The organism is Actinokineospora terrae (assembly GCF_900111175.1).
GTDB lineage: Bacteria > Actinomycetota > Actinomycetes > Mycobacteriales > Pseudonocardiaceae > Actinokineospora > Actinokineospora terrae.
In genome coordinates, this window is sequence record NZ_FOGI01000007.1 from 139,122 (window position 1) to 158,449 (window position 19,328).

Annotated in this window: 13 protein-coding genes; all 13 read left to right on the forward strand. The window is 71.8% G+C overall.

Features of this window, described 5'->3' with window-relative positions; translation table 11 throughout:
- The first annotated feature begins 21 nt into the window (after positions 1-21).
- The 13 genes from BMY07_RS17100 to ectB all read left to right on the forward strand — a co-directional run bounded on the left by BMY07_RS17100 (position 22) and on the right by ectB (position 19,314).
- Entirely contained in the window at positions 22-6,222 is a 6,201-nt protein-coding gene (locus tag BMY07_RS17100; RefSeq protein ID WP_245782452.1) for an Ig-like domain-containing protein, read from the forward strand.
- Between the two features lie 52 nt (positions 6,223-6,274).
- A complete protein-coding gene (locus BMY07_RS17105; RefSeq protein WP_092779390.1) occupies positions 6,275-7,240 on the forward strand; it encodes an AAA family ATPase in 966 nt (321 codons plus the stop codon).
- Positions 7,241-7,243: 3 nt separating this feature from the next.
- On the forward strand, positions 7,244-8,428 hold the full coding sequence (locus BMY07_RS17110) for a DUF58 domain-containing protein (protein WP_092779392.1): 1,185 nt from the start codon (positions 7,244-7,246) through the stop codon (positions 8,426-8,428).
- Positions 8,425-10,704, forward strand: a complete 2,280-nt coding sequence (locus BMY07_RS17115; RefSeq protein ID WP_092779394.1) for a transglutaminase TgpA family protein — start codon at positions 8,425-8,427, stop codon at positions 10,702-10,704. The genes BMY07_RS17110 and BMY07_RS17115 overlap by 4 nt, the downstream gene beginning before the upstream one ends.
- A 184-nt stretch (positions 10,705-10,888) precedes the next feature.
- Positions 10,889-11,431 (forward strand): hypothetical protein, encoded by a 543-nt coding sequence (locus BMY07_RS17120; protein WP_092779396.1) that lies wholly within the window; start codon positions 10,889-10,891, stop codon positions 11,429-11,431.
- A gap of 27 nt (positions 11,432-11,458) precedes the next feature.
- Positions 11,459-12,406, forward strand: a complete 948-nt coding sequence (locus tag BMY07_RS17125; RefSeq protein ID WP_092779398.1) for a methionyl-tRNA formyltransferase — start codon at positions 11,459-11,461, stop codon at positions 12,404-12,406.
- Positions 12,407-12,471: 65 nt separating this feature from the next.
- Entirely contained in the window at positions 12,472-13,329 is an 858-nt protein-coding gene (locus tag BMY07_RS17130; protein ID WP_092779400.1) for a hypothetical protein, read from the forward strand.
- Between the two features lie 54 nt (positions 13,330-13,383).
- Complete coding sequence (locus BMY07_RS17135; RefSeq protein ID WP_092779402.1) at positions 13,384-14,724, forward strand: lysine N(6)-hydroxylase/L-ornithine N(5)-oxygenase family protein; 1,341 nt, start codon at positions 13,384-13,386, stop codon at positions 14,722-14,724.
- Between the two features lie 58 nt (positions 14,725-14,782).
- Positions 14,783-15,574, forward strand: a complete 792-nt coding sequence (locus BMY07_RS17140) for a PIG-L family deacetylase (RefSeq protein ID WP_092779992.1) — start codon at positions 14,783-14,785, stop codon at positions 15,572-15,574.
- A 60-nt stretch (positions 15,575-15,634) separates the two neighbouring features.
- On the forward strand, positions 15,635-16,222 hold the full coding sequence (locus BMY07_RS17145; RefSeq protein WP_092779404.1) for a hypothetical protein: 588 nt from the start codon (positions 15,635-15,637) through the stop codon (positions 16,220-16,222).
- 85 nt (positions 16,223-16,307) lie between these two features.
- A complete protein-coding gene (mgrA, locus tag BMY07_RS17150; RefSeq protein WP_092779406.1) occupies positions 16,308-17,351 on the forward strand; it encodes an L-glyceraldehyde 3-phosphate reductase in 1,044 nt (347 codons plus the stop codon).
- 140 nt (positions 17,352-17,491) lie between these two features.
- Positions 17,492-18,010 (forward strand): diaminobutyrate acetyltransferase, encoded by a 519-nt coding sequence (ectA, locus tag BMY07_RS17155; RefSeq protein ID WP_092779408.1) that lies wholly within the window; start codon positions 17,492-17,494, stop codon positions 18,008-18,010.
- A 47-nt stretch (positions 18,011-18,057) separates the two neighbouring features.
- Positions 18,058-19,314 (forward strand): diaminobutyrate--2-oxoglutarate transaminase, encoded by a 1,257-nt coding sequence (ectB, locus tag BMY07_RS17160; protein ID WP_092779410.1) that lies wholly within the window; start codon positions 18,058-18,060, stop codon positions 19,312-19,314.
- The last annotated feature ends 14 nt before the right edge of the window (positions 19,315-19,328 follow it).

Here is a 19,328-nt window from a genome sequence, read left to right on the forward strand (position 1 = left end):
GGGGACTCTGGCAGGGGACACGTGGGTTTTCTCAGGCGACACCGGACCGCCATCGCGTCCTCGGTCGTGCTCGCGATCGGCGCGACGGCTCTGGTCACGTACGCGTTGTCATCGACCGGTTACCCGGTCCGCCAGGTCGACCTGGACGACGGCGGGATCTGGGTCACCAGCGACCGGGACGGCCTGTTCGGCAGGCTCAACAAGCCCGCTGGCGCCCTGGACGCCGCTTTCTATCCCCCGGGTGGTGCGCAGCAGACTTATCAGTTGGACGTGCACCAGGACGGCTCCGCGGTCGCCGCGCGCGACTCGGCCACCGGCAGGCTCTTCCCCGTTGACGTCTCCCGCGCGGTGGCCTTACCCGAGCAGGGCTTATCCATCGGCGGTGACACCGAGCTGGCCATGGCGGGCGGGACGCTCGCCGCGCTCGAGCCCAGGACCGGCCGCGTGTGGGCGACGCGGGTCGACACCCGCGCGGGCATGACCAACCTGGGGACCCTCGACCCGGCCAACGCCCCGATCGCCACCGTCGACCAGGACGCCGCGCTCGCCGTGGCGCCGGACGGCACGGTGCGGGCGGTGTCCAAGAGCGGCAAGGTCGCCACGATCCGGGCCAGCCAGAACACCTTCGAGGAAGCCGACTACTCGAACCTGCCGCACGCGCTGTCCAGCGTCCAGGTCACCTCGGTCGGCGGGGACATGCTCGTCCTGGACACCAACACCGGCACGCTGGTGCTGCCGGACGGCAAGGACGTCACCATCGACGCCGACGAGACCACCCGGTTGCAGCAACCCGGTCCCGGTTCGGACGCCGTCGTCATCGCCACCCAGAAGGCCCTGATCGCCGTCTCCATCGCCGACGGCAGGACCACCCTGCTCTCCGACGCCGGTCGGGGCGCCCCCGCCGCTCCGGTGCGGCTGGGCGGCTGCGTCCACGCCGCGTGGGCGGGCACGCCGTCCGGTTACGTCCGGGCCTGCGGCGGCGACAAGGCGACCCCCGGCAACCTGCGCGACGAGTCGGTGCTGGCCAAGCCGGTGTTCCGGGTCAACCGCGGTTCGATCGTGCTCAACGACATCGCCACCGGCGCGGTGTGGGACCTGAGCACGCGGAAGAAGGTCGACAACTGGTCCGCGGTCAAGCCGCCGCCGGTGCAGAACCCCAGCGACAAGACCAAGAACGACAAGAACACCGACGCGGTCAAGGACAAGCCGCCCAAGGCGGTCGACGACAACCTCGGTGCCCGCCCCGGTCGCACGACCGTGCTGCACGTGCTGGACAACGACTCCGACCCGGCGGGCAACATCCTGTCCATCTCGGCGGTCACCGCCCCGGACAACCCGGCCGTGCGGCTGGCCGTGTCGCCGGACGGGCAGACCGTGCAGGTCACCATGCCGGAGTCCGCTGTGGACACCCGGTTCAAGTACACCATCGACGACGGCCAGGGCCTGTCGGCGACCGCGTCGGTCAACGTCGAGGCGCGCACGGTCGACGAGAACAAGCCGCCGGAGTTGCGCGCGGGCTTCAAGGCCAGCGAGTGGAGCGTGCCCTCCGGCGGGCTGGTGTCGATCCCGGCCATCGCCGACTGGCGCGACTTCGACGGCGACCCGATCGTGCTCGCGGGCGCGAAGGTCGCCGAGGGCTCGGTGACCACGACCCCGGCCGGGTTCGTCGACTTCACCGCGCCGCGCAAGCCGGGCCCGCAGGTGGTCGAGTACCAGGTGACCGACGGCCGCGGGGAGCAGGTGGTCGGCAAGGAGACCGTCACCGTGCAGGACCCGGCCGCCACCACCGCGATCGCCGCGATCGCCCAGCCGGACGTGGTGCGCGGGCAGGTCGGCCAGCCGATCACGGTCCGCCCGCTGGAGAACGACCGCCCCGGCTCCGACCCCACCGACCCGACCGCGCGGCTGCGGCTGGCCGGTGACCTCGCCGCCCCGCCGGGCGCCGCGGTGGTCACCGACATCAAGACCGGCCTGGTCACCGTCACCGTCGCCCGTCCCGGCACGGTGTTCCTGGAGTACTCGGCCGCCTTCGGCAACGCCCCGTTCGCCAAGGGCAGCATCCGCGTCGACGCCACCCCCGCGCCGTCCGCGCCGCTGCCGCCGGTCGCCGTGCCCGACAGCGCCGTGGTCCGCGCGCAGTTGCCCACCCTGGTCGACGTGCTGGCCAACGACGTGGACCCGTCCGGCTCGCTGCTGGTCGTGCAGACCGCGGAGCCGGTGGTCGAGGACCAGGTCAAGGTCGCCATCGTCAAGGGCCGCTGGCTGCGGATCACCGCGCTGACCCCGACGCTGAGCCCGAACCCGCAGGTCGTGCGCTACACCGTGACCAACGGCCTGTCCGGCGCGGTCACCGGCGAGGTGACGGTGACCCAGCTCGGCCCGCCGCCGGACGACACCCCGGTGCCCAAGGACGACTACGCGGTGGTCCGCGCGGGCGACTCGGTGGCGATCCCGGTGCTGGACAACGACACCACCCCCGGCGGCTCGCCGATCTCGTTGCAGGCCAACGTGGAGGGCGCGCCCACCCGCGGCCAGCTCTCGGTCACCGGCATCACCGACCCGGACACCCAGGTCGGCAAGGCGTACGTGACCGGCAACCTGGTCCGCTACGTCCCACCGGCCACTGTGGACACCCCGGTCAAGGTCGTCGTGTCCTACGTGGCGGTCAACCCCAACGGCGACCAGGCCGTCGGGCAGGCGCACGTGACGATCACCCCGGCGCCCACCCCGCAGGTGCCCAACCAACCGCCCGCCCCGCAGGTCGTCGAGGCGCGCGCCATCGCCGGTGACACCATCAAGATCGTCATCCCGACCAGCGGCCTCGACCCGGACGGCGACTCGGTCAGCGTGACCGGCATCGGCTCCGCGGCGGGCCTCGGCCGGATCATCGCCATCGGCGCGACCTCGATCACCTACCAGGCCTACCCGTCGAGCGCGGGCACGGACACCTTCAAGTACCTGGTCACCGACCCGTACGGCAAGACGAGCGAGTCCGACATCCGGGTGGCCATCGTGCCGCCGGGCGACCCGCAGCCCGCCATCGCGGTCGACGACGTGGTCACCGCCGCGCCCGGGATCCGGCTGGCCATCGACGTGATGGGCAACGACCTGCACGCCCCCGGCGACACCATCCAGGTCGAGCCGCTGGCCGAGCGCAACCCGAACCTGCCCAAGGAGGTCTCCCTCAACCGGGAGTCCGGGCTCATCGAGTTGACCGCGCCCGACCTGACCGGCAAGCCGCTGGTGATCGTCTACAGCATCACCGGCGGCTTCGGCGAGCCGTCGATCGCGACGCTGACCGTGCGCGGGCAGCGCGACTACAACATGCCGCCGATCGCGGGCGACACCTACGCCGAGCCGCGGCCGGGCGCCGACACCGTCGAGGTGGACGTGCTCGCCGCCGCCGGTGACGTCGACGGTTCCGCCGAGGACCTGACCATCACCAAGGTCTTCGACGCCCATGCGAGCGAGTCCGGCGGCAAGATCACCATGCCGGTGCTCGACCAGCCGCGCACCGTCGCCTACGAGCTCAAGGACGGCGGCGGCGCAACCGCCCTCGGGCTCATCCACGTGCCCGCCAGCGGCAAGGGCGCCCCGTACGGCAAGCCGGGGCAGAGCATCGAGGTGCCCATCGACGGCACCAAGACCGTCTCCATCACCGACTTCGTGGTCGACCCGGCCGCCAAGCCGGTGAAGCTGACCCTGGCCGACCGGATCTTCGCCTCGCCGTCGATCGGCCTGCAGGTGCGCAACGAGGGCGAGCAGTCCCTCGTGCTCACCGCGGTCCCCGGCTACAACGGCCCGGCCGCGATCACCTTCGAGGTGACCAACGGCCCCAGCGTCACCGAGGGCCAGACCGCCTACATCACCGTCCCGGTGCAGATCGGCCCGGACGTGCCGATCCTGCGCTGCCCGAGCGGCACGATCACGCTCATCGCGGGCGGCACCACGATCGGCATGGACATCACCTCGGTCTGCCACGTGTGGACCGCCAAGCCGGGCGCCTCGGTCGACCTGAAGTACACCGCGAAGTGGAAGGCCGAGGCCGAGGGCGTCGACGTCGAGGGCTCCGGCTCGCGCACCATCCGCCTCACCGCCTCCGGCGCGGCGAGGCCGGGTGCCAACGGGGTGCTGGAGGTCGGGGTCGACGGCTCGCCCGCCCCGGCCACGCCGTTCGCCGTCCGCGTCATCGCCGCGCCCGCGCCCTCGGTGTCACCGGTGGCCGTGGACGGCATCAAGGCGGGGGAGACCGCCGAGGTCAACCTCGCCCAGTACGTGCGGTCCCGGCTGCGCGACCCGGTGATCTCGGTGGTGTCGGTGCGCCAGGTCGACGGCATGTCGGCCAGTTCGAGCTCGTCCGGCGCGTCGGTGCGGATCACCCCGGGCAGCGAGTCGCACGGCTCGATGTCCTTCGAGGTCACCGTCTCCGACGTGGCCGACACCAGCCGCAACGACCGCAAGGTCCCCGGCCGGATCACCCTGCGCGTGCTGGGCGTGCCGGACTCGCCGAGCATCCCGATCCCCGGCCGCACCACGCTGAGCAAGGTCGTCGAGCTGGCCTGGGGCACCCCGGCCAACAACGGCGCCCCGATCGAGGGCTACGAGGTCGCCTGGGACGGCGGGTCGCAGAACTGCGCCGCGTCGCCGTGCTCGATCTCCGGGCTCACCAACGGCCGCGCGTACTCGTTCACCGTCCGGGCCCGCAACCTGGTCGGCTGGAGCAAGCCGAGCCCCTCGTCGTCATCGTCCACACCGGACGAGGTGCCCGGCGCGGTCGGCGGTCTCACCGCGGCGCAGCCGCGCGACGGCGGCATCACGCTGACCTGGACGCCCGCCCGCAACGAGGGCAGCGAGATCACCCGGCACGAGATCAGCTGGACCGGCGGCGGCCGGATGACGGTGCCCGGCGGGGCGACCACGGCCACACCGGCCAACCTGGACAACGACACCGTTTACACCTTCACCGTCATCGCGGTGAACGCGCACGGCCCCGGCCCGGCGGCGACCACCACCGCGCAGTCGGCGGGCTCGCCGAACCGGCCGCCCGCGCCGACGCTCACCGTGGTCCAGTCCACCGACGCCAAGCGCAGCGCGGTGCGGGTGTCGTGGCCGCCGGTGAGCGCCAACGGCCCCGGCCCGGTGACCTACACGGTCACCCGCACCGGCGGCGGTGGCGACAAGGTCGTCTGCGAGAACGTCCGCGGCCTCAGCTGCGCCGACGACGGCATCACCAACGACGGCACCGTCTACACCTACTTCCTCACCGCGACCAACTCCGGGCCCGGCGACGGCCACACCTCGCCGCCGAGCCCCGGCGCCGAGATGGAGGCCAGCGCCAAGCCCGACGCGTTCGGCCCCTCGTACAAGGCGGAGGCCACCGGGGTCGACGGCCAGGCGAAGATCAGCTTCGACGCGCCTGCCTCGCACGGCCGGTCGAACACGGTGACCTGCACCTGGGGCAACGGCAACAGCTGCGGCACCTGGGAGTACCCGGTCGAGGGCAAGGACAACGTCGAGTACACGATCAACGGGCTGCCCAACGGCCAGCAGGTCGGCATCACGCTGCGCACCTGCAACGGCAGCGGCGCCGGGAACGACCCGTGCAACGCGCCCGCGACCGAGCAGGTCACCACCTACGGTCCGATGAAGGACCTGGTGATCTCCACGACCGCCAGCGAGGACAAGGTCACCTACCGGGTCACCGTCAACCCCAACGGCAAGCCCGCCCAGGTGCGGATCCAGACCGACAAGGGCGGCGGCAACGAGACCCTGACGACCCAGGTCGGCCCGTGGAACCACGAGGCCACCCTGAACGTCGGCTACGCCACCACCGTCAAGATCACCGTGACGGTCACCAGCCAGGGCAGGCCGACGCTGACCGAGGAGGCCACGCAGGCGACCGGACCGGAGCCGCCCGCACCGGTGGTCACCGTGTCCAAGGGCGCGGCCTGCGGCGGGGCGAACCCGTGCAGCAGCACCAAGCCGGACGCGTGCACCGACGCCAGCTGCGCCTACATCAAGGTGAAGGTGGAGAACTTCCGCGGCAACACCGTCACCTGCTCGTTCACCGCGGACACCGCGGGCTACCCCTTCGTCAACGAGACCTTCACCCCGGGCGAGGAACGCCAGACCCGCAACTTCTACGGCTCGCCGGGGACCAAGGTGACCGTCACCTGCCGGTCGTCCGGGTCGCCGACCACCTCCGGGACGATCACGTGGTGACCGCGCCGGGCCAGCACTCGCTCAGGCAGTACACAGAGGACAGGAACGGGCAATGACAGCCACACCGGAGCAGGCGCAACTGTTCGCGCAGACCTTCGACCGGTTGGTCGCCAACGTGAGCGTGGCGATCGTCGGCAAGGAGCACACCGTGCGCCTCGCGCTCACCTGCCTGCTCTCCGAGGGGCACCTCCTGCTGGAGGACTACCCGGGGACCGGCAAGACGATGCTGGCCAAGGCGCTGTCGCGGTCGGTGCAGGGCACCAACTCGCGCATCCAGTTCACCCCCGACCTGCTGCCCTCCGACGTCACCGGCGTGACGATCTACGACCAGCGCAAGCAGGAGTTCGAGTTCCACCGCGGCCCGGTGTTCCACTCGATCGTGCTCGCCGACGAGATCAACCGCGCGTCGCCGAAGACCCAGTCGGCGCTGCTGGAGGTCATGGAGGAGGGCAGGGTCACCGTCGACGGCGTCGGCCACGAGGTGGGCAAGCCGTTCATGGTGATCGCCACCCAGAACCCGATCGAGCAGGCGGGCACCTACCGGCTGCCCGAGGCGCAGCTCGACCGGTTCCTGATGAAGACCAGCATCGGCTACCCCGACCACACCGCCACCGTCGCGCTGCTCTCGGCCGCCTCGGTGCGCGACCGGTCGGTCAACGTGCAGCCGGTCATCTCGTCGCAGGTCGTGTCCCAGTTGGCCGCGACCGCGGACCGCGTGCACGTTGACGCTGCCGTGCTGTCTTACGTCACCCGCATCGCCGAGGCGTCCCGCGAGCACGAGCACGTGCGCCTGGGTGTCTCCGTCCGCGGCTGCCTCGCCTACGTGCGGTGCGCCAAGACGTGGGCGATGACCAAGGGCCGCAACTTCGTCACCCCCGAGGACGTCAAGGAGCTGGCGCTGCCGGTGCTCGGGCACCGCGTGCTGCTCAACGCCCAGGCCCAGTTCGACGGCGTCTCGGTGACCGACGTGGTCGAGAAGCTGCTCGCCGACGTCGCACCGCCCGTCGCCAGGGGTTAGGCCGTGGACGGCCTGGCGGAGGCGCTCCGCGCGGTGACGCCCATGGGCGTGGTGGTCGCCGTCTGCTCGGTCCTGTCCTGGATCGCGGGCGGTGTGCTCGGCTGGACCGAGCTGGTCGTCGCCGGGGTGGCCGGGGTGCTGGTGTTCCTGGCCTGCCTGAGCTGGGCGGTCGGCCGCAACCTGCTCGCCGTGCGGTTCACCCTGGACAAGGAGCGCGTGGTCCGGGGCAAGCCCGCGACCTGCGTGGTCGAGGTGGCGGGCAAGCGCGCGGGTGGTCGCCTGCTGGCGATGGAGCTCGAGCTCTCGGTGGACGACGAGGTGCACGTGGTCGAGGTCCCCGGGCTGGTGTCCGGGCAGGTGCACAGCGAGTTCTTCCCGATCCCGACCGAGCGGCGCGGCGTCGTCGCGGTCGGCCCCGCGGTGACCGTGCGCGGCGACCCGCTCGGCGTGCTGCGCCGCGCGGTGGAGTGGGGCGGCACCCGCGAGCTGTTCGTGCACCCGGTGACCGTCGCGCTCGGCCCGCTCGGCGCGGGCATGCTGCGCGACCTGGAGGGCTACACCACCACCGACCTGTCCACCAGCGACCTGGCCTTCCACACCCTGCGCGAGTTCGCCCCCGGCGACGACCGCAGGCACATCCACTGGCGCTCCTCGGCCAAGCTGGCCTCGTCGGGGTCCGAGGGCAAGTTCCTGGTCCGCCAGTACCTCGACACCCGCCGGGCGCGCCTGGTGATCGCGGTCGACGGCGACCGCTCCGCCTACGCCTCCGACGACGACTTCGAGACCGCGATCTCCGCCGCGGGGTCGCTGGCGCTGCGCGCGATCGAGGACGAGATCGACCTGACCCTGTTCGCCGCGGGCCACGTCGTGCACGATGCCACCGCGCAGTCCGCGCTGGACAACCTGGCCAGGGTCAAGCCGGTCACCATGGGCCTGGACGACCTGACCACGCGCGCCGCCCGGCTCGCCCCCGACGCCACGGTGGTCGTGGTGGTCGCCGGTGGCGCGCGCACCTTCCCCGAGCTGCTGCGCGCCTGCGGCCAGTTCCCCTCGGACATCCGCCGCGCCGCGATCACCGTGTCGGCGGCCGGGACCGCGGGGATCGCCGAGAACGTGGGGCTCACCGTCGCCACCGTGCGCGACCTGGACGATCTGCGGGCCGTGCTCGCTGGAGGGCCGCTGGCATGACCAGTCCGACTGCTTCCCGGCCGTCCCTGGTGCCGACCAGGGCGGACCTCGCCGACGCCAGCTACCTGGTGCTGCTGTTCACCGTGGCGCTGGTCGGGTTCACCACCAGCTACACCGGCTGGTCGTTCCTGTGGACCGGTCTCGCGGGCCTCGGCCTCGGCCTGCTGGTCGGGCATGTGGCCAACGTGCTCAGGCAGCCGCTGATCACCGTGATCGCGCTGACCGTCGCGGTGTTCTTCCTGCTCGGCGGGGCCGTGGTGATGCGCGAGCGCGCGGTCGCCGGGTTCCTGCCCGGCCCCGACGCGCTCGGCGGCCTCGCCCGCTCCAGTGTGGACAGTTGGAAGCAGCTGCTGACCACCCTGCCGCCGGTCGACAGCGGCGCGCTGCTGATCATCCCGTACATCCTCGGCCTGCTCTGCGGCGCGGGCGGGTTCACCCTGGCCAGGCGGGTGCGCGTCAGCGCGGCCCCGGTCGTGGCGCCCGCACTGGTGATGATCGCGGTCATCCTGCTCGGCACGACGACACCGGTGCTGCCGACCGTGCTCGGCGGGCTGTTCGCCGCGATCACCCTCGGCTGGATCTCGGTGCGCGCCAGGCGCAGGCGCCGCCAGTTGCGCGACGGCGCGCGGCGGGCGACCAGGGTCATGTCGGCCGCCGTGCTGGTCGGCGCCATCGCGGCGATCACCGTGCTGGCCGGGCCGATCCTGCCCGGCGCCGGTGGCGACCGGACCGTGCTGCGGGAGTACATCACCCCGCCGTTCGACCTCAACGCCTACGCCAGCCCGCTGGTCGGGTTCCGCAAGTACACCAAGGACGCCAACCAGCTCCACGACCAGACGCTGTTCACCGTCACCGGCCTGCCCGAGGGCGGCCTGGTGCGCATCGCCACCCTCGACGACTACACCGGCACGGTGTGGGGCGCCGGTGGCGGCAGCGCGGAAACCGTGCCCGGCCAACCGAAGTACGGGTTCCAGCGGGTCGGCTCGCGCATCCCGTCCGCCGCCTCCGGCGCCAAGAGCACCGTCGAGGTCGAGATCGGCGCCGCGTACGCGACCGCCGACGACGTGAACGCCTGGCTGCCCACCCCCGGTGAGCCGACCGCGATCCGCTTCGCCGGGGACACCGCGGCCGGTCACGCGGACAGCTTCCGCTACAACCTGGCCACCACCTCCGGCATCGTCGCCGACCGGCTGCGCACCGGCGACAAGTACACGGTGGACACCATCGTCGACGCCGTCGAGGTGCCCACCGACCCGCAGCCCTTCGGCCGCCCCGCGCTCGAGCAGTCGGCGTACCAGTTCGTCTCGGCCAAGACCGGCACCTGGGCTGGCGGGGCCACCGACCTCGGCGGCAAGCTCAAGGCGGTCGCGGGGTACCTGCGCGACAACGGCGCCTACAGCGACGGCGGCCCGGGGGAGACCGAGTACCTGCCCGGCCACAGCGTCGGCAGGCTCACCAGCTTCCTCAACGCCCAGCGCCCGGTCGGCGACGACGAGCAGTACGCGGCCGTCTTCGCGCTCGTGGCCAACCAGCTCGGCATGCCCGCCAGGGTCGTGCTCGGGGCCAAGCCGGGTGCCGGTGGCGTCGTGCGCGGCGAGCACGTGCAGGTCTGGGTCGAACTGCACCTCACCGACGGCAGGTGGGCGCGGGTGATGAACACCGAGTTCATGCCCGACCGGTCGAAGAAGCCGGACAAGGTGCCGCCGCAGCAGTTCGAGAACACCGAGGCCTCGATCGTGCCGCCGCCGAACACGGTGCACCCGCCCAGCTCGCTCACCGACGCCAGCCGGGTCGACCCGAACGTCGGGCGCTCCGCCTCGGCCAAGGACGGCGACGGCTGGGAGATCCCCGGCTACCTGCTGACCATCCTCACCTGGGCCGGTCCGCCGATCGCGCTGGTCGCGCTGGTCTGCACGGTGATCATCGGCGGCAAGGCGCTGCGCAGGCGCAGGCGCCGCCGGTTGGGCGAACCGGCCACCAGGGTCGCCTCCGGCTGGCAGGAGATCATGGACCGGGCCCGCGACCTCGGCACCGCCGTCCCGGTCGGGCTGACCCGCCCGGAGCAGGCGACGGTCCTCGGGGACGCCGCCGTGCTGCGGTTGGCGCGGGCGGCGGACGCGACGGTGTTCGGGCCCATCGACCCGAACGACGCGGCGGCGACCCGGTTCTGGGCGTCGGTGGACGAGGCCCGCAAGCAGCTCGGCGCGGGCGTCGGCAGGCTCCGCAGGCTCAAGGCGGCGCTGAACCTGAGCACCCTGCGGGTGCGCGGCTCCTAGCGATCCATCCACAGCCGGGGGCGGCTTTCCACAGGCCGGGCGGTCAGTCATCCCCAGCTGGGGATGACTCTGTGTACAGATCGACTTCGGATGGCGGCTTGACAGCGCCGTCCCCACAGGCAATAACCCCGCGCCCGAGGGGCAGGGCTTACACTTAGGTAAGCCTTACCTATCGGGGGAGACCGTGCGCACCTGCCCGACCACGCCCGCGGAGTTGATCTCCGCTGCCCAGGCGGACTACTTCTTCCTGGCCACGCCGCAGCGCTGGTGGTTCACCACCGGGCGGATCGCCCAGGTGACCGTCGACCGCGACGCCGTCCACCTGTGCAGCGCGGCGGGCGCGGACGTCGAGCCGTGGGTCGACCCGCTGCGGCAGGTGCTCGACCTGCTGCACGCCGTCGCCGGGTCCGGCTGGCGGGCCTTCGGCTGGGCGGAGCCGGAGCTGTGGCACGCGCTGGCCGGTCGACCCGACCTCGTCGGCGGCGACCACCCGCTGTTGCACCTGGTCATCCCGGCCGACATGGCCGACATCACACCGTCACGTTCCGTCGCGGCGGCGAGCCCGGTCGCCGCCTTCCGCGTGGGCGCCACCGAGTGGGTCGTGCCCGACGGTCACCACGTATCGACCGGGTTCCCCAGCTTCCCCAGCCTCGTCGGTGAGCGCTCCGCCGCCGTTCTCACCCTTGACTCTCGAACCGAGCTGGCCGACGTGATAAGGATAGGCTAAGCAAAGTTCAGCGGAGGTGGATGATCCATGCGGGTCGTGATGTTCGGTTTCCAGACCTGGGGTCACCGCACCCTCGAGGCGCTGCTCGCCTCCAGCCACGAGGTGGTCGCGGTGGTCACGCACCCACCGGGCGAGGGCGTCTACGAGAAGGTCTGGAGCGACTCGGTCGCCGAGTTGGCCGAGGCCAACGGGGTCGAGGTCATCGTCCGCGAGCGGCCGGACGACGACGAGCTGTTCGAGCGGCTCACCGAGCTGGACCCGGACGTGATCGTCGCGACCAACTGGCGCACGTGGATCCCGCCGCGGATCTTCGGCCTGCCCAAGCGCGGCACGCTCAACGTGCACGACTCGCTGCTGCCCGCCTACGCGGGCTTCTCGCCGCTGATCTGGGCGATGATCAACGACGAGCCCGAGGTCGGCGTCACCGCGCACATGATGGACGACACCCTCGACGCGGGCCCGATCGTGTTGCAGCGCGCGGTGCCGGTCGGCCCGAGGGACACCTCGGCCGACCTGTTCGCCAAGACCCTGGCGCTGTTCGGCCCGATCACCGTCGACGGCCTCGCCGAGATCGAGTCCGGCCGCACCGACTTCGTCGTGCAGGACCGGTCCAAGGCGAGCTTCTTCCACAAGCGCGCCGAGGAGGACCTGCGGGTCGACTGGACCTGGTCGGCCGAGGAGCTCGACCGGCTGGTGCGCGCCCAGTCCGCGCCGTACCCGAGCGCGTTCTGCTTCCACCGCGGCAAGCGGCTGGAGATCGTCGCCGCGCAGGTGTCGACGGCCAGGTACGGCGGCACGCCCGGTCGCGTCTTCTACCGCGAGGGCGACGGCGTGGCGATCGTGGCGGGCCCCGAGGCGCGCCGCGGCCGCAACCACGCGCTGCTGGTCACCCGGGTGCGCACCGAGGACGGCACCGAACTGGCCGCGCACGACTACTTCAAGCACATGGGTGGATACCTCACCTCGCGACCCTGAGCCCACCGGCGGCCACCGGTACCCCGCCGGTGGCCGCTCCACCGTCGAGGGAGTTGGCCCACACCATGGACACCCTGGAAACGCTCGCGAGACCGGCGGCGGTCACCCGGCCGCAGCTGCGCCGACTGCTCCCCGCCGACCTCACCGCGGCCCTGCTCACCGACGTCCCCGACTTCTACGCGACCGACACCGCTGACGTCCTGCGCGCTGCCCTCGTGGTCGCGGTCGGGGACCGGGGCACTGTCGCCGCGCGCGGTGGGTTGGCAGGCACGGTAAGCAGGCTCAGGGCCGCCACCGACGCTGCCGTCATCGGTTTCCACTACCTGGCAGGTGATCCCGAACTGTCCGCTGTGGTCGATGTCGTCGTCGAGCTGGTGGACGGGCAGATCATGTCCACGTGGTCGTGGCGCGCGGAAGCCCGCACGGAACGGGCCGTGGTCCAACTCTCGCGCGCGTGGTCCGACGCGTTGACCGCCCTGGTGGCGCAGGCTCGCAAGATCAGCCCCATCCCGGACGTCTTAGACCTGGAGTCCCCGAGCATCTCGGTGGACTTACCGGGCTCTGTCAGTCCTGACGCACTCCGCCGCGCGATCGACGCTGTCACGTGCCGGTACCCGTACCTGGCGACCGGGCGGCGTGTGGTCAACGGCGTCGTGTTCGCCGTGCAGGGCGCGGGCACGTCGCTGCGCTGCGCCAGCCACGACGAGTTCCAGCGCGACGGCCGGTTCAACGCGGACTGGTCGCCGATGGTGCAGTTCGACCTCACCCGCGTCGGTGCCGCCCGCAACACGCTCACCATCACCGCGAACCCGCTGCTCGTCGGCGACCTGCCCGGCCTGGCCGGGGAGCTGCGCACCGAGCTGGCGGGAGATCCAGACCACGTCTGGCCGTCGACCATGGACTCCGCACGGCCCGGTAATTAGGTTAGCCTTACCTCTGGCCGGAGGTGCAACGAGATCGTCGACGAAGGGACCGCGGTGACCAGCGACGCCCAGCCGCACGAGGTGCGCGATGTGGTCGGGATCGGCTTCGGCCCCTCCAACCTCGCCATGGCCATCGCCGTGCACGAGCACAACCGGCGCCACCCCGAGCAGCGGGTCGACGCGCTGTTCCTGGAGCGGCAGCCGTCCTTCGGCTGGCACCGCGGGATGCTCATCGACGACGCGACCATGCAGGTGTCTTTCCTCAAGGACCTGGTCACCATGCGCGACCCGTCGAGCGACTTCAGCTTCCTGTGCTACCTGCGCGACCGGGACCGGCTGGTCGAGTTCATCAACCACAAGACGATGTTCCCGCTGCGCACCGAGTTCCACGACTACTTCGAGTGGGCGGCGGCCAGGGTCACCGACCAGGTGCGCTACGGCGCCGAGGTCGTCTCGGTCCGCCCGGTCGAGGTCGACGGCGAGGTCGCGCACCTCGACGTGATCGCCAAGGACGCCGACGGCCTGATCAGCACGGTCCGCGCCCGCAACGTGCTCATCGGCACCGGCCTGCGGCCGAGGCTGCCCGCCGACGCCGTGCCCTCGGACCGGGTCTGGCACAACATCGAGCTGATGCACCGGGTCGGCGACCTCGCGAGGTCCGAGCCGCGCCGGGTGCTGGTGGTCGGGTCCGGGCAGAGCGGCGCGGAGGCCGTCGCCGAGCTGCACTCGGCGCTGCCCAGGACCCAGGTGTGCGCGGTGTTCGCCCGCTACGGCTACGCCCCCGCCGACGACAGCCCGTTCGCCAACCGCATCTTCGACCCGCGCGCGGTCGACCACTTCCACGGCGCCTCCGCCGAGGTCAAGCAGATGCTGCTGGACTACCACCGGAACACGAACTACTCCGTGGTGGACATGGACCTCATCGAGGAGCTCTACCGCCGCGAGTACCGGGAGAAGGTCACCGGCCGCAAGCGCCTCGACATCCGCACGGCTTCCCGCGTCACTTACACGCGCGAGACCGACGAGGCCGTCTACGCCACCGTCGAGTTCCTGCCGACCGGCGAGACCGAGGTCTTGGAGTGCGACGCGGTCGTCTACGCCACCGGTTTCCGTCCGGCCGACCCATTTGACCTCCTCGGCCGTGCTGCCGCTGTGTGTGAGCGTGACGCGGCAGGGCTACCGGTCGTCGGCCGGGACTACCGGGTGCGCACCGCCGCCAACGTCACCGCGGGCATCTACTTGCAGGGCGCGGAGCACAGCCACGGTCTCACCGCGACACTCCTGTCCGCCACGGCCGTCCGGGTCGGCGAGATCCTCGACTCGATCCTGCACGGCAGCCGGGATGAGGCGCCGGTCGAGCAGGTCGCCCTGCCGGAGCGCGTCGCCATCAGCTGAGCGCGTCGCCATCAGCTGACCCGCCGGTGTGTCGGTCGCCATGGGTACCTTGGTGCTCATGGCAACACTGGTGACCTTCCACGCCCACCCCGACGACGAGTGCATCAACTGCGGTGGCGTCATGCGCAAAGCCGCCGACGAGGGCCACCGCGTCGTGCTGGTGGTGGCGACCCGCGGCGAGCTCGGCGAGGTGGAGGACGGGTTCCTCGCGCCGGGCGAGGACCTCACCTCCCGCCGGGTCGCCGAGACGCACGCGGCGGCCGAGATCCTCGGTGTGTCCCGTGTGGAGTTCCTCGGCTACACCGACTCGGGGATGATGGGCGAGCCGACCAACGACACCCCCGGCACCTTCTGGACCGCCCCGGTCGAGGAAGCGGCCGAGCGGCTGGCCAAGATCCTGGTCGAGGAGTCGGCCGACGTGCTCACCACCTACGACGACAACGGCGGCTACGGCCACCCCGACCACATCCAGGTGCACCGGGTCGGCAAGCGCGCGGCCGAGCTGGCCGGGACGAGCCGGGTGTACCAGGCCACCGCCAACCGCGATGACGTCCGCGAGCACATGAGCGCCGCGGCCGCCGACGCCGCGGCCGATGGTGCCGACTTCGGCCCGCAGGAGGAGTGGGAGATCGGCAAGCCGCTGGAGGAGCTGACCGCCCGGGTCGACGTCTCGGCGTACGTGGTGGCCAAGCGGGCCGCGATGCGCGCGCACGCCAGCCAGATCTCCGAGGAGAGCTTCTTCCTGTCGATGCCCGACCCGGTCTTCGTCCAGGCCTTCGGCACCGAGTGGTTCATCCGCGACGGCGAGGGCCCCGGCATCACCGAGACCGACATCATGGCCGGTCTCTGAGGCCCACCATCGGGTGACGGTGCTGGTCCCGGCGCGCCGGGGCGGCTTACGTTCCCGGTCGTGGCCGCCTTCGACGACATGGTCCGCCGGGCCGCGGCGGGGCAGCCCGGCGCGCTCGCGGTGCTGCGCGCCGAGCTGATGACCCAGCCGCGGGCCTGGCTGGTCGACCAGCTGCTGGCCACCGTCGCCCCGTCGAGCGGCTACCGGCCGCGCCCGGTCGAGCTCGACGAGCGGCGCCTGCTCGAGCGCACCGCCCGGCTCGACTCCTGGGACACCACCGCGTGCCTGGTCGGCCCGCCGCCGCCCGCCGGGCAGCTGGTCGACCGCGAGCGCCGCACCGCGCACGGCGAGCAGTTGCTCGACGAGGCGAAGGACCTGCTGCACGCGCTGCTGGCGGGGGAGAGCGGGCTGTCCCCCGTCCGCCGCGCCCGGATCACCCTGACCCTGCCCGACGCCAAGGTCGCGGTGTTCGGCTTCCTGCGCGGCACCATCACCAGGACCCCGGTCGGCGGCGGTGAGACGGCCCTGCTGGTCGAGTACCCGGAGGTCGCCGCCGACCTGGTCGGCGACGCGGTGGTGGCCGCGCTGCGGGTGGTCAACGGGCTGGAGCTCAACGAGGCGGTGCTCTACGCCCGCAAGGCCGGTTGAGCCGCGCCGCGGCGGGCACGATCGGCGCCCGTGCGGCGCGCTGGGCGAGAATCACCCGGTAGCACCCCGCGACCCGAGGAGACCCATGCCGTTCCCAGCCGCGCCGTACCGCGCCGAGGAGAGCCGCTACGACGCCACCGCCTACCGCAGGACCGGGCGCAGCGGGCTGCGGTTGCCGCCGGTCTCGCTCGGCCTGTGGCACAACTTCGGCGACGACCGCCCGTTCGACACCGGCCGGGCCATCCTGCGCCGCGCGTTCGACCTCGGCGTCACCCACTTCGACCTGGCCAACAACTATGGCCCGCCCTACGGCAGCGCCGAGGCCAACTTCGGCCGGGTGCTGGCGAGCGACTTCAAGCCCTACCGCGACGAGATCGTGGTCTCCACCAAGGCGGGCTACGACATGTGGCCGGGACCGTACGGGGAGTGGGGTTCCCGCAAGTACGTGCTGTCCTCTTTGGACCAGTCGCTGACCAGGCTCGGCCTCGACCACGTCGACATCTTCTACTCGCACCGCTTCGACCCCGACACCCCGCTGGAGGAGACGGTCGGGGCGCTCATCACCGCGGTCGAGCAGGGCAAGGCGCTCTACGTCGGCGTGTCGTCGTACTCGCCCGAGGCGACCAGGCGCGCGGCGGAGATCCTCGGCGGCGCCAACATCCCGCTGCTCATCCACCAGCCGTCGTACTCGCTGCTCAACCGGTGGATCGAGCCCGAGCTGCTCGACACCCTCGACGACCTCGGCGCGGGCTGCATCGCGTTCTCCCCGCTCGGCCAGGGCCTGCTCACCGACCGGTACCTCGACGGCATCCCCGAGGGGTCCCGCGCCAGCCGCGAGTCGTCGCTGTCGCCCGACTTCCTCTCCGAGCAGAACCTGGCCAGGGTGCGCGGACTCGACGGCATCGCCAAGCGGCGCGGGCAGTCGTTGGCGCAGCTGGCCATCGCCTGGGTGCTGCGCGACCCGAGGGTCACCTCGGCGCTCATCGGCGCCAGCTCGGTCGGGCAGCTGGAGGCCAACCTCGCCGCGGTCGACGCCGCGCCGTTCACCGCCGACGAGCTGGCCGAGATCGACCGGTACGCGGTGGATTCCGGCATCGACCTGTGGGCGCAGTCGCGCGAGGCGGGCTGAGCACTAACACGATCCCGGTGCGCAGGACAACAACGGTGTTGTCCTCCTCACCGGTGATCCGCTGAAACCCCAGGTGGCGGGCGGGGCAGCGGTGTTCCCCGTCCACACCGGGCGAAATTTCGCTGTTACGTTCCCTGGGTATGTCCGGGGAAACGCACGACGTCCTGATCGCCGAGCCGTCCACAGAGGACGGCTCCGAGCTGTGGCGGATCGCCCGAGATTCGCACACCCTCGACCTGAACTCCTCTTACGCCTACCTGCTCTGGTGCCGCGACTTCGCCGACACCTCCGCTGTCGCGGTGGTCGAGGGCCGCCCGGTCGGCTTCGTGATTGGCTTCGTCCGGCCGAGCGAGCCGGACACCGTGGTGGTGTGGCAGATCGCAGTCGACGGCGACCAGCGCGGCAAGGGCCTCGCGGGCAGGCTGCTCGACCACCTGCTCGACCGACTCGCCCCGCGCGGCGTGCGGCACCTGGAGACCACCATCACCGCCGACAACGCCGCGTCCATCGCGCTGTTCGGCGCACTGGCCAGGCGCAGGGGGGCGCTGATGCGCCGGGCCGACCTGTTCGCCGCCGACCACTTCCCCGACGACCACGCCGCAGAGGACCTCTACCGCATCGGTCCGTTCGAGCCCGCGGCGCAGCCGGTCGGGGTCTAGCGCCCACCACTTGCCCTACTTTCCCGCTGGGGAGGGAGATTTCCGCGATGAGTGTGTTCGAGACCCTCGAGTCCGAGGTCCGCAGCTACAGCCGCGGCTGGCCGGTCGTGTTCGACCGCGCGGTCGGCAGCCACCTCTACGACGAGTCCGGTAAGTCCTATGTGGACTTCTTCGCAGGCGCGGGCGCGCTGAACTACGGGCACAACAACCCGGTGCTCAAACAGGCGGTCGTGGACTACATCATGCGCGACGGCGTCACCCACGCCCTCGACATGAACACCGCGGCCAAGCGCGACTTCCTGGAGTCCTTCCGCGACGTCGTGCTCGCGCCGCGCGAGCTGGACTACAAGGTGATGTTCCCCGGCCCCGCCGGTGCCAACGCGGTCGAGGCCGCGCTGAAGCTGGCCCGCAAGGTCACCGGCCGCGAGTCGATCGTCAACTTCACCAACGCCTTCCACGGCATGACGCTGGGCGCGTTGTCGGTCACCGGCAACTCGATGAAGCGCGGCGGCGCGGGCATCCCGCTCGTGCACGCCACCCCGATGCCGTTCGACAACTACCTCGACGGCCAAGTGCCCGACTTCCTCTGGTTCGAGCGCCTGCTCGCCGACAGCGGCAGCGGCCTCAACGAGCCCGCCGCGGTGATCGTGGAGACCGTGCAGGGCGAGGGCGGCATCAACGCCGCGCGCGTGGAGTGGTTGCGGGCGCTGGCGGAGCTGTGCAAGCGGCACGGGATCCTGCTGATCGTCGACGACGTGCAGATGGGCTGCGGCCGCACCGGCCCGTTCTTCAGCTTCGAGGTCGCGGGCATCACCCCGGACATCGTCTGCCTGTCCAAGTCCATCGGCGCCTTCGGCTTCCCGATGGCGCTGACCCTGATGCGCCCGGACCTCGACATCTGGGAGCCGGGCGAGCACAACGGCACCTTCCGCGGCGTGAACCCGGCCTTCGTGGCCGCCACCGAGGCGCTGCGCACCTACTGGACCGACGACACCCTGGAGAAGGGCACGCTGGCCAAGGGGGAGCAGGTGGAGCGGGTCATGCACGGCATCGCCGAGGCGCACCCGGCCGCCGGGCTCAAGGTCAAGGGCCGCGGTCTGGCCAGGGGGCTGCGCTTCGCCGACGGCGCCACCGCGGGCGCGGTGTGCCACGCGGCCTTCGAGCGCGGCCTGCTGATGGAGACCTCCGGCCCGGACGGCGAGGTCGCCAAGGTCATGCCGCCGCTGACCATCACCGACGACGAACTCGACCAGGGCCTCGGCGTGCTCACCGAGTCCGTCGCCGCCACCCTGGGCCGGAGCTGACCCCGCGAGGAGCA

What these genes read in the sequence shown, in the direction of transcription:
- BMY07_RS17105 (WP_092779390.1), top strand. Translation starts at nt 6,275, where the DNA reads ATGACAGCCACACCGGAGCAGGCGCAACTGTTCGCGCAGACCTTCGAC.
- BMY07_RS17115 (WP_092779394.1), top strand. Translation starts at nt 8,425, where the DNA reads ATGACCAGTCCGACTGCTTCCCGGCCGTCCCTGGTGCCGACCAGGGCG.
- BMY07_RS17125 (WP_092779398.1), top strand. Translation starts at nt 11,459, where the DNA reads ATGCGGGTCGTGATGTTCGGTTTCCAGACCTGGGGTCACCGCACCCTC.
- BMY07_RS17130 (WP_092779400.1), top strand. Translation starts at nt 12,472, where the DNA reads ATGGACACCCTGGAAACGCTCGCGAGACCGGCGGCGGTCACCCGGCCG.
- BMY07_RS17140 (WP_092779992.1), top strand. Translation starts at nt 14,783, where the DNA reads ATGGCAACACTGGTGACCTTCCACGCCCACCCCGACGACGAGTGCATC.
- mgrA (WP_092779406.1), top strand. Translation starts at nt 16,308, where the DNA reads ATGCCGTTCCCAGCCGCGCCGTACCGCGCCGAGGAGAGCCGCTACGAC.
- ectA (WP_092779408.1), top strand. Translation starts at nt 17,492, where the DNA reads ATGTCCGGGGAAACGCACGACGTCCTGATCGCCGAGCCGTCCACAGAG.
- ectB (WP_092779410.1), top strand. Translation starts at nt 18,058, where the DNA reads ATGAGTGTGTTCGAGACCCTCGAGTCCGAGGTCCGCAGCTACAGCCGC.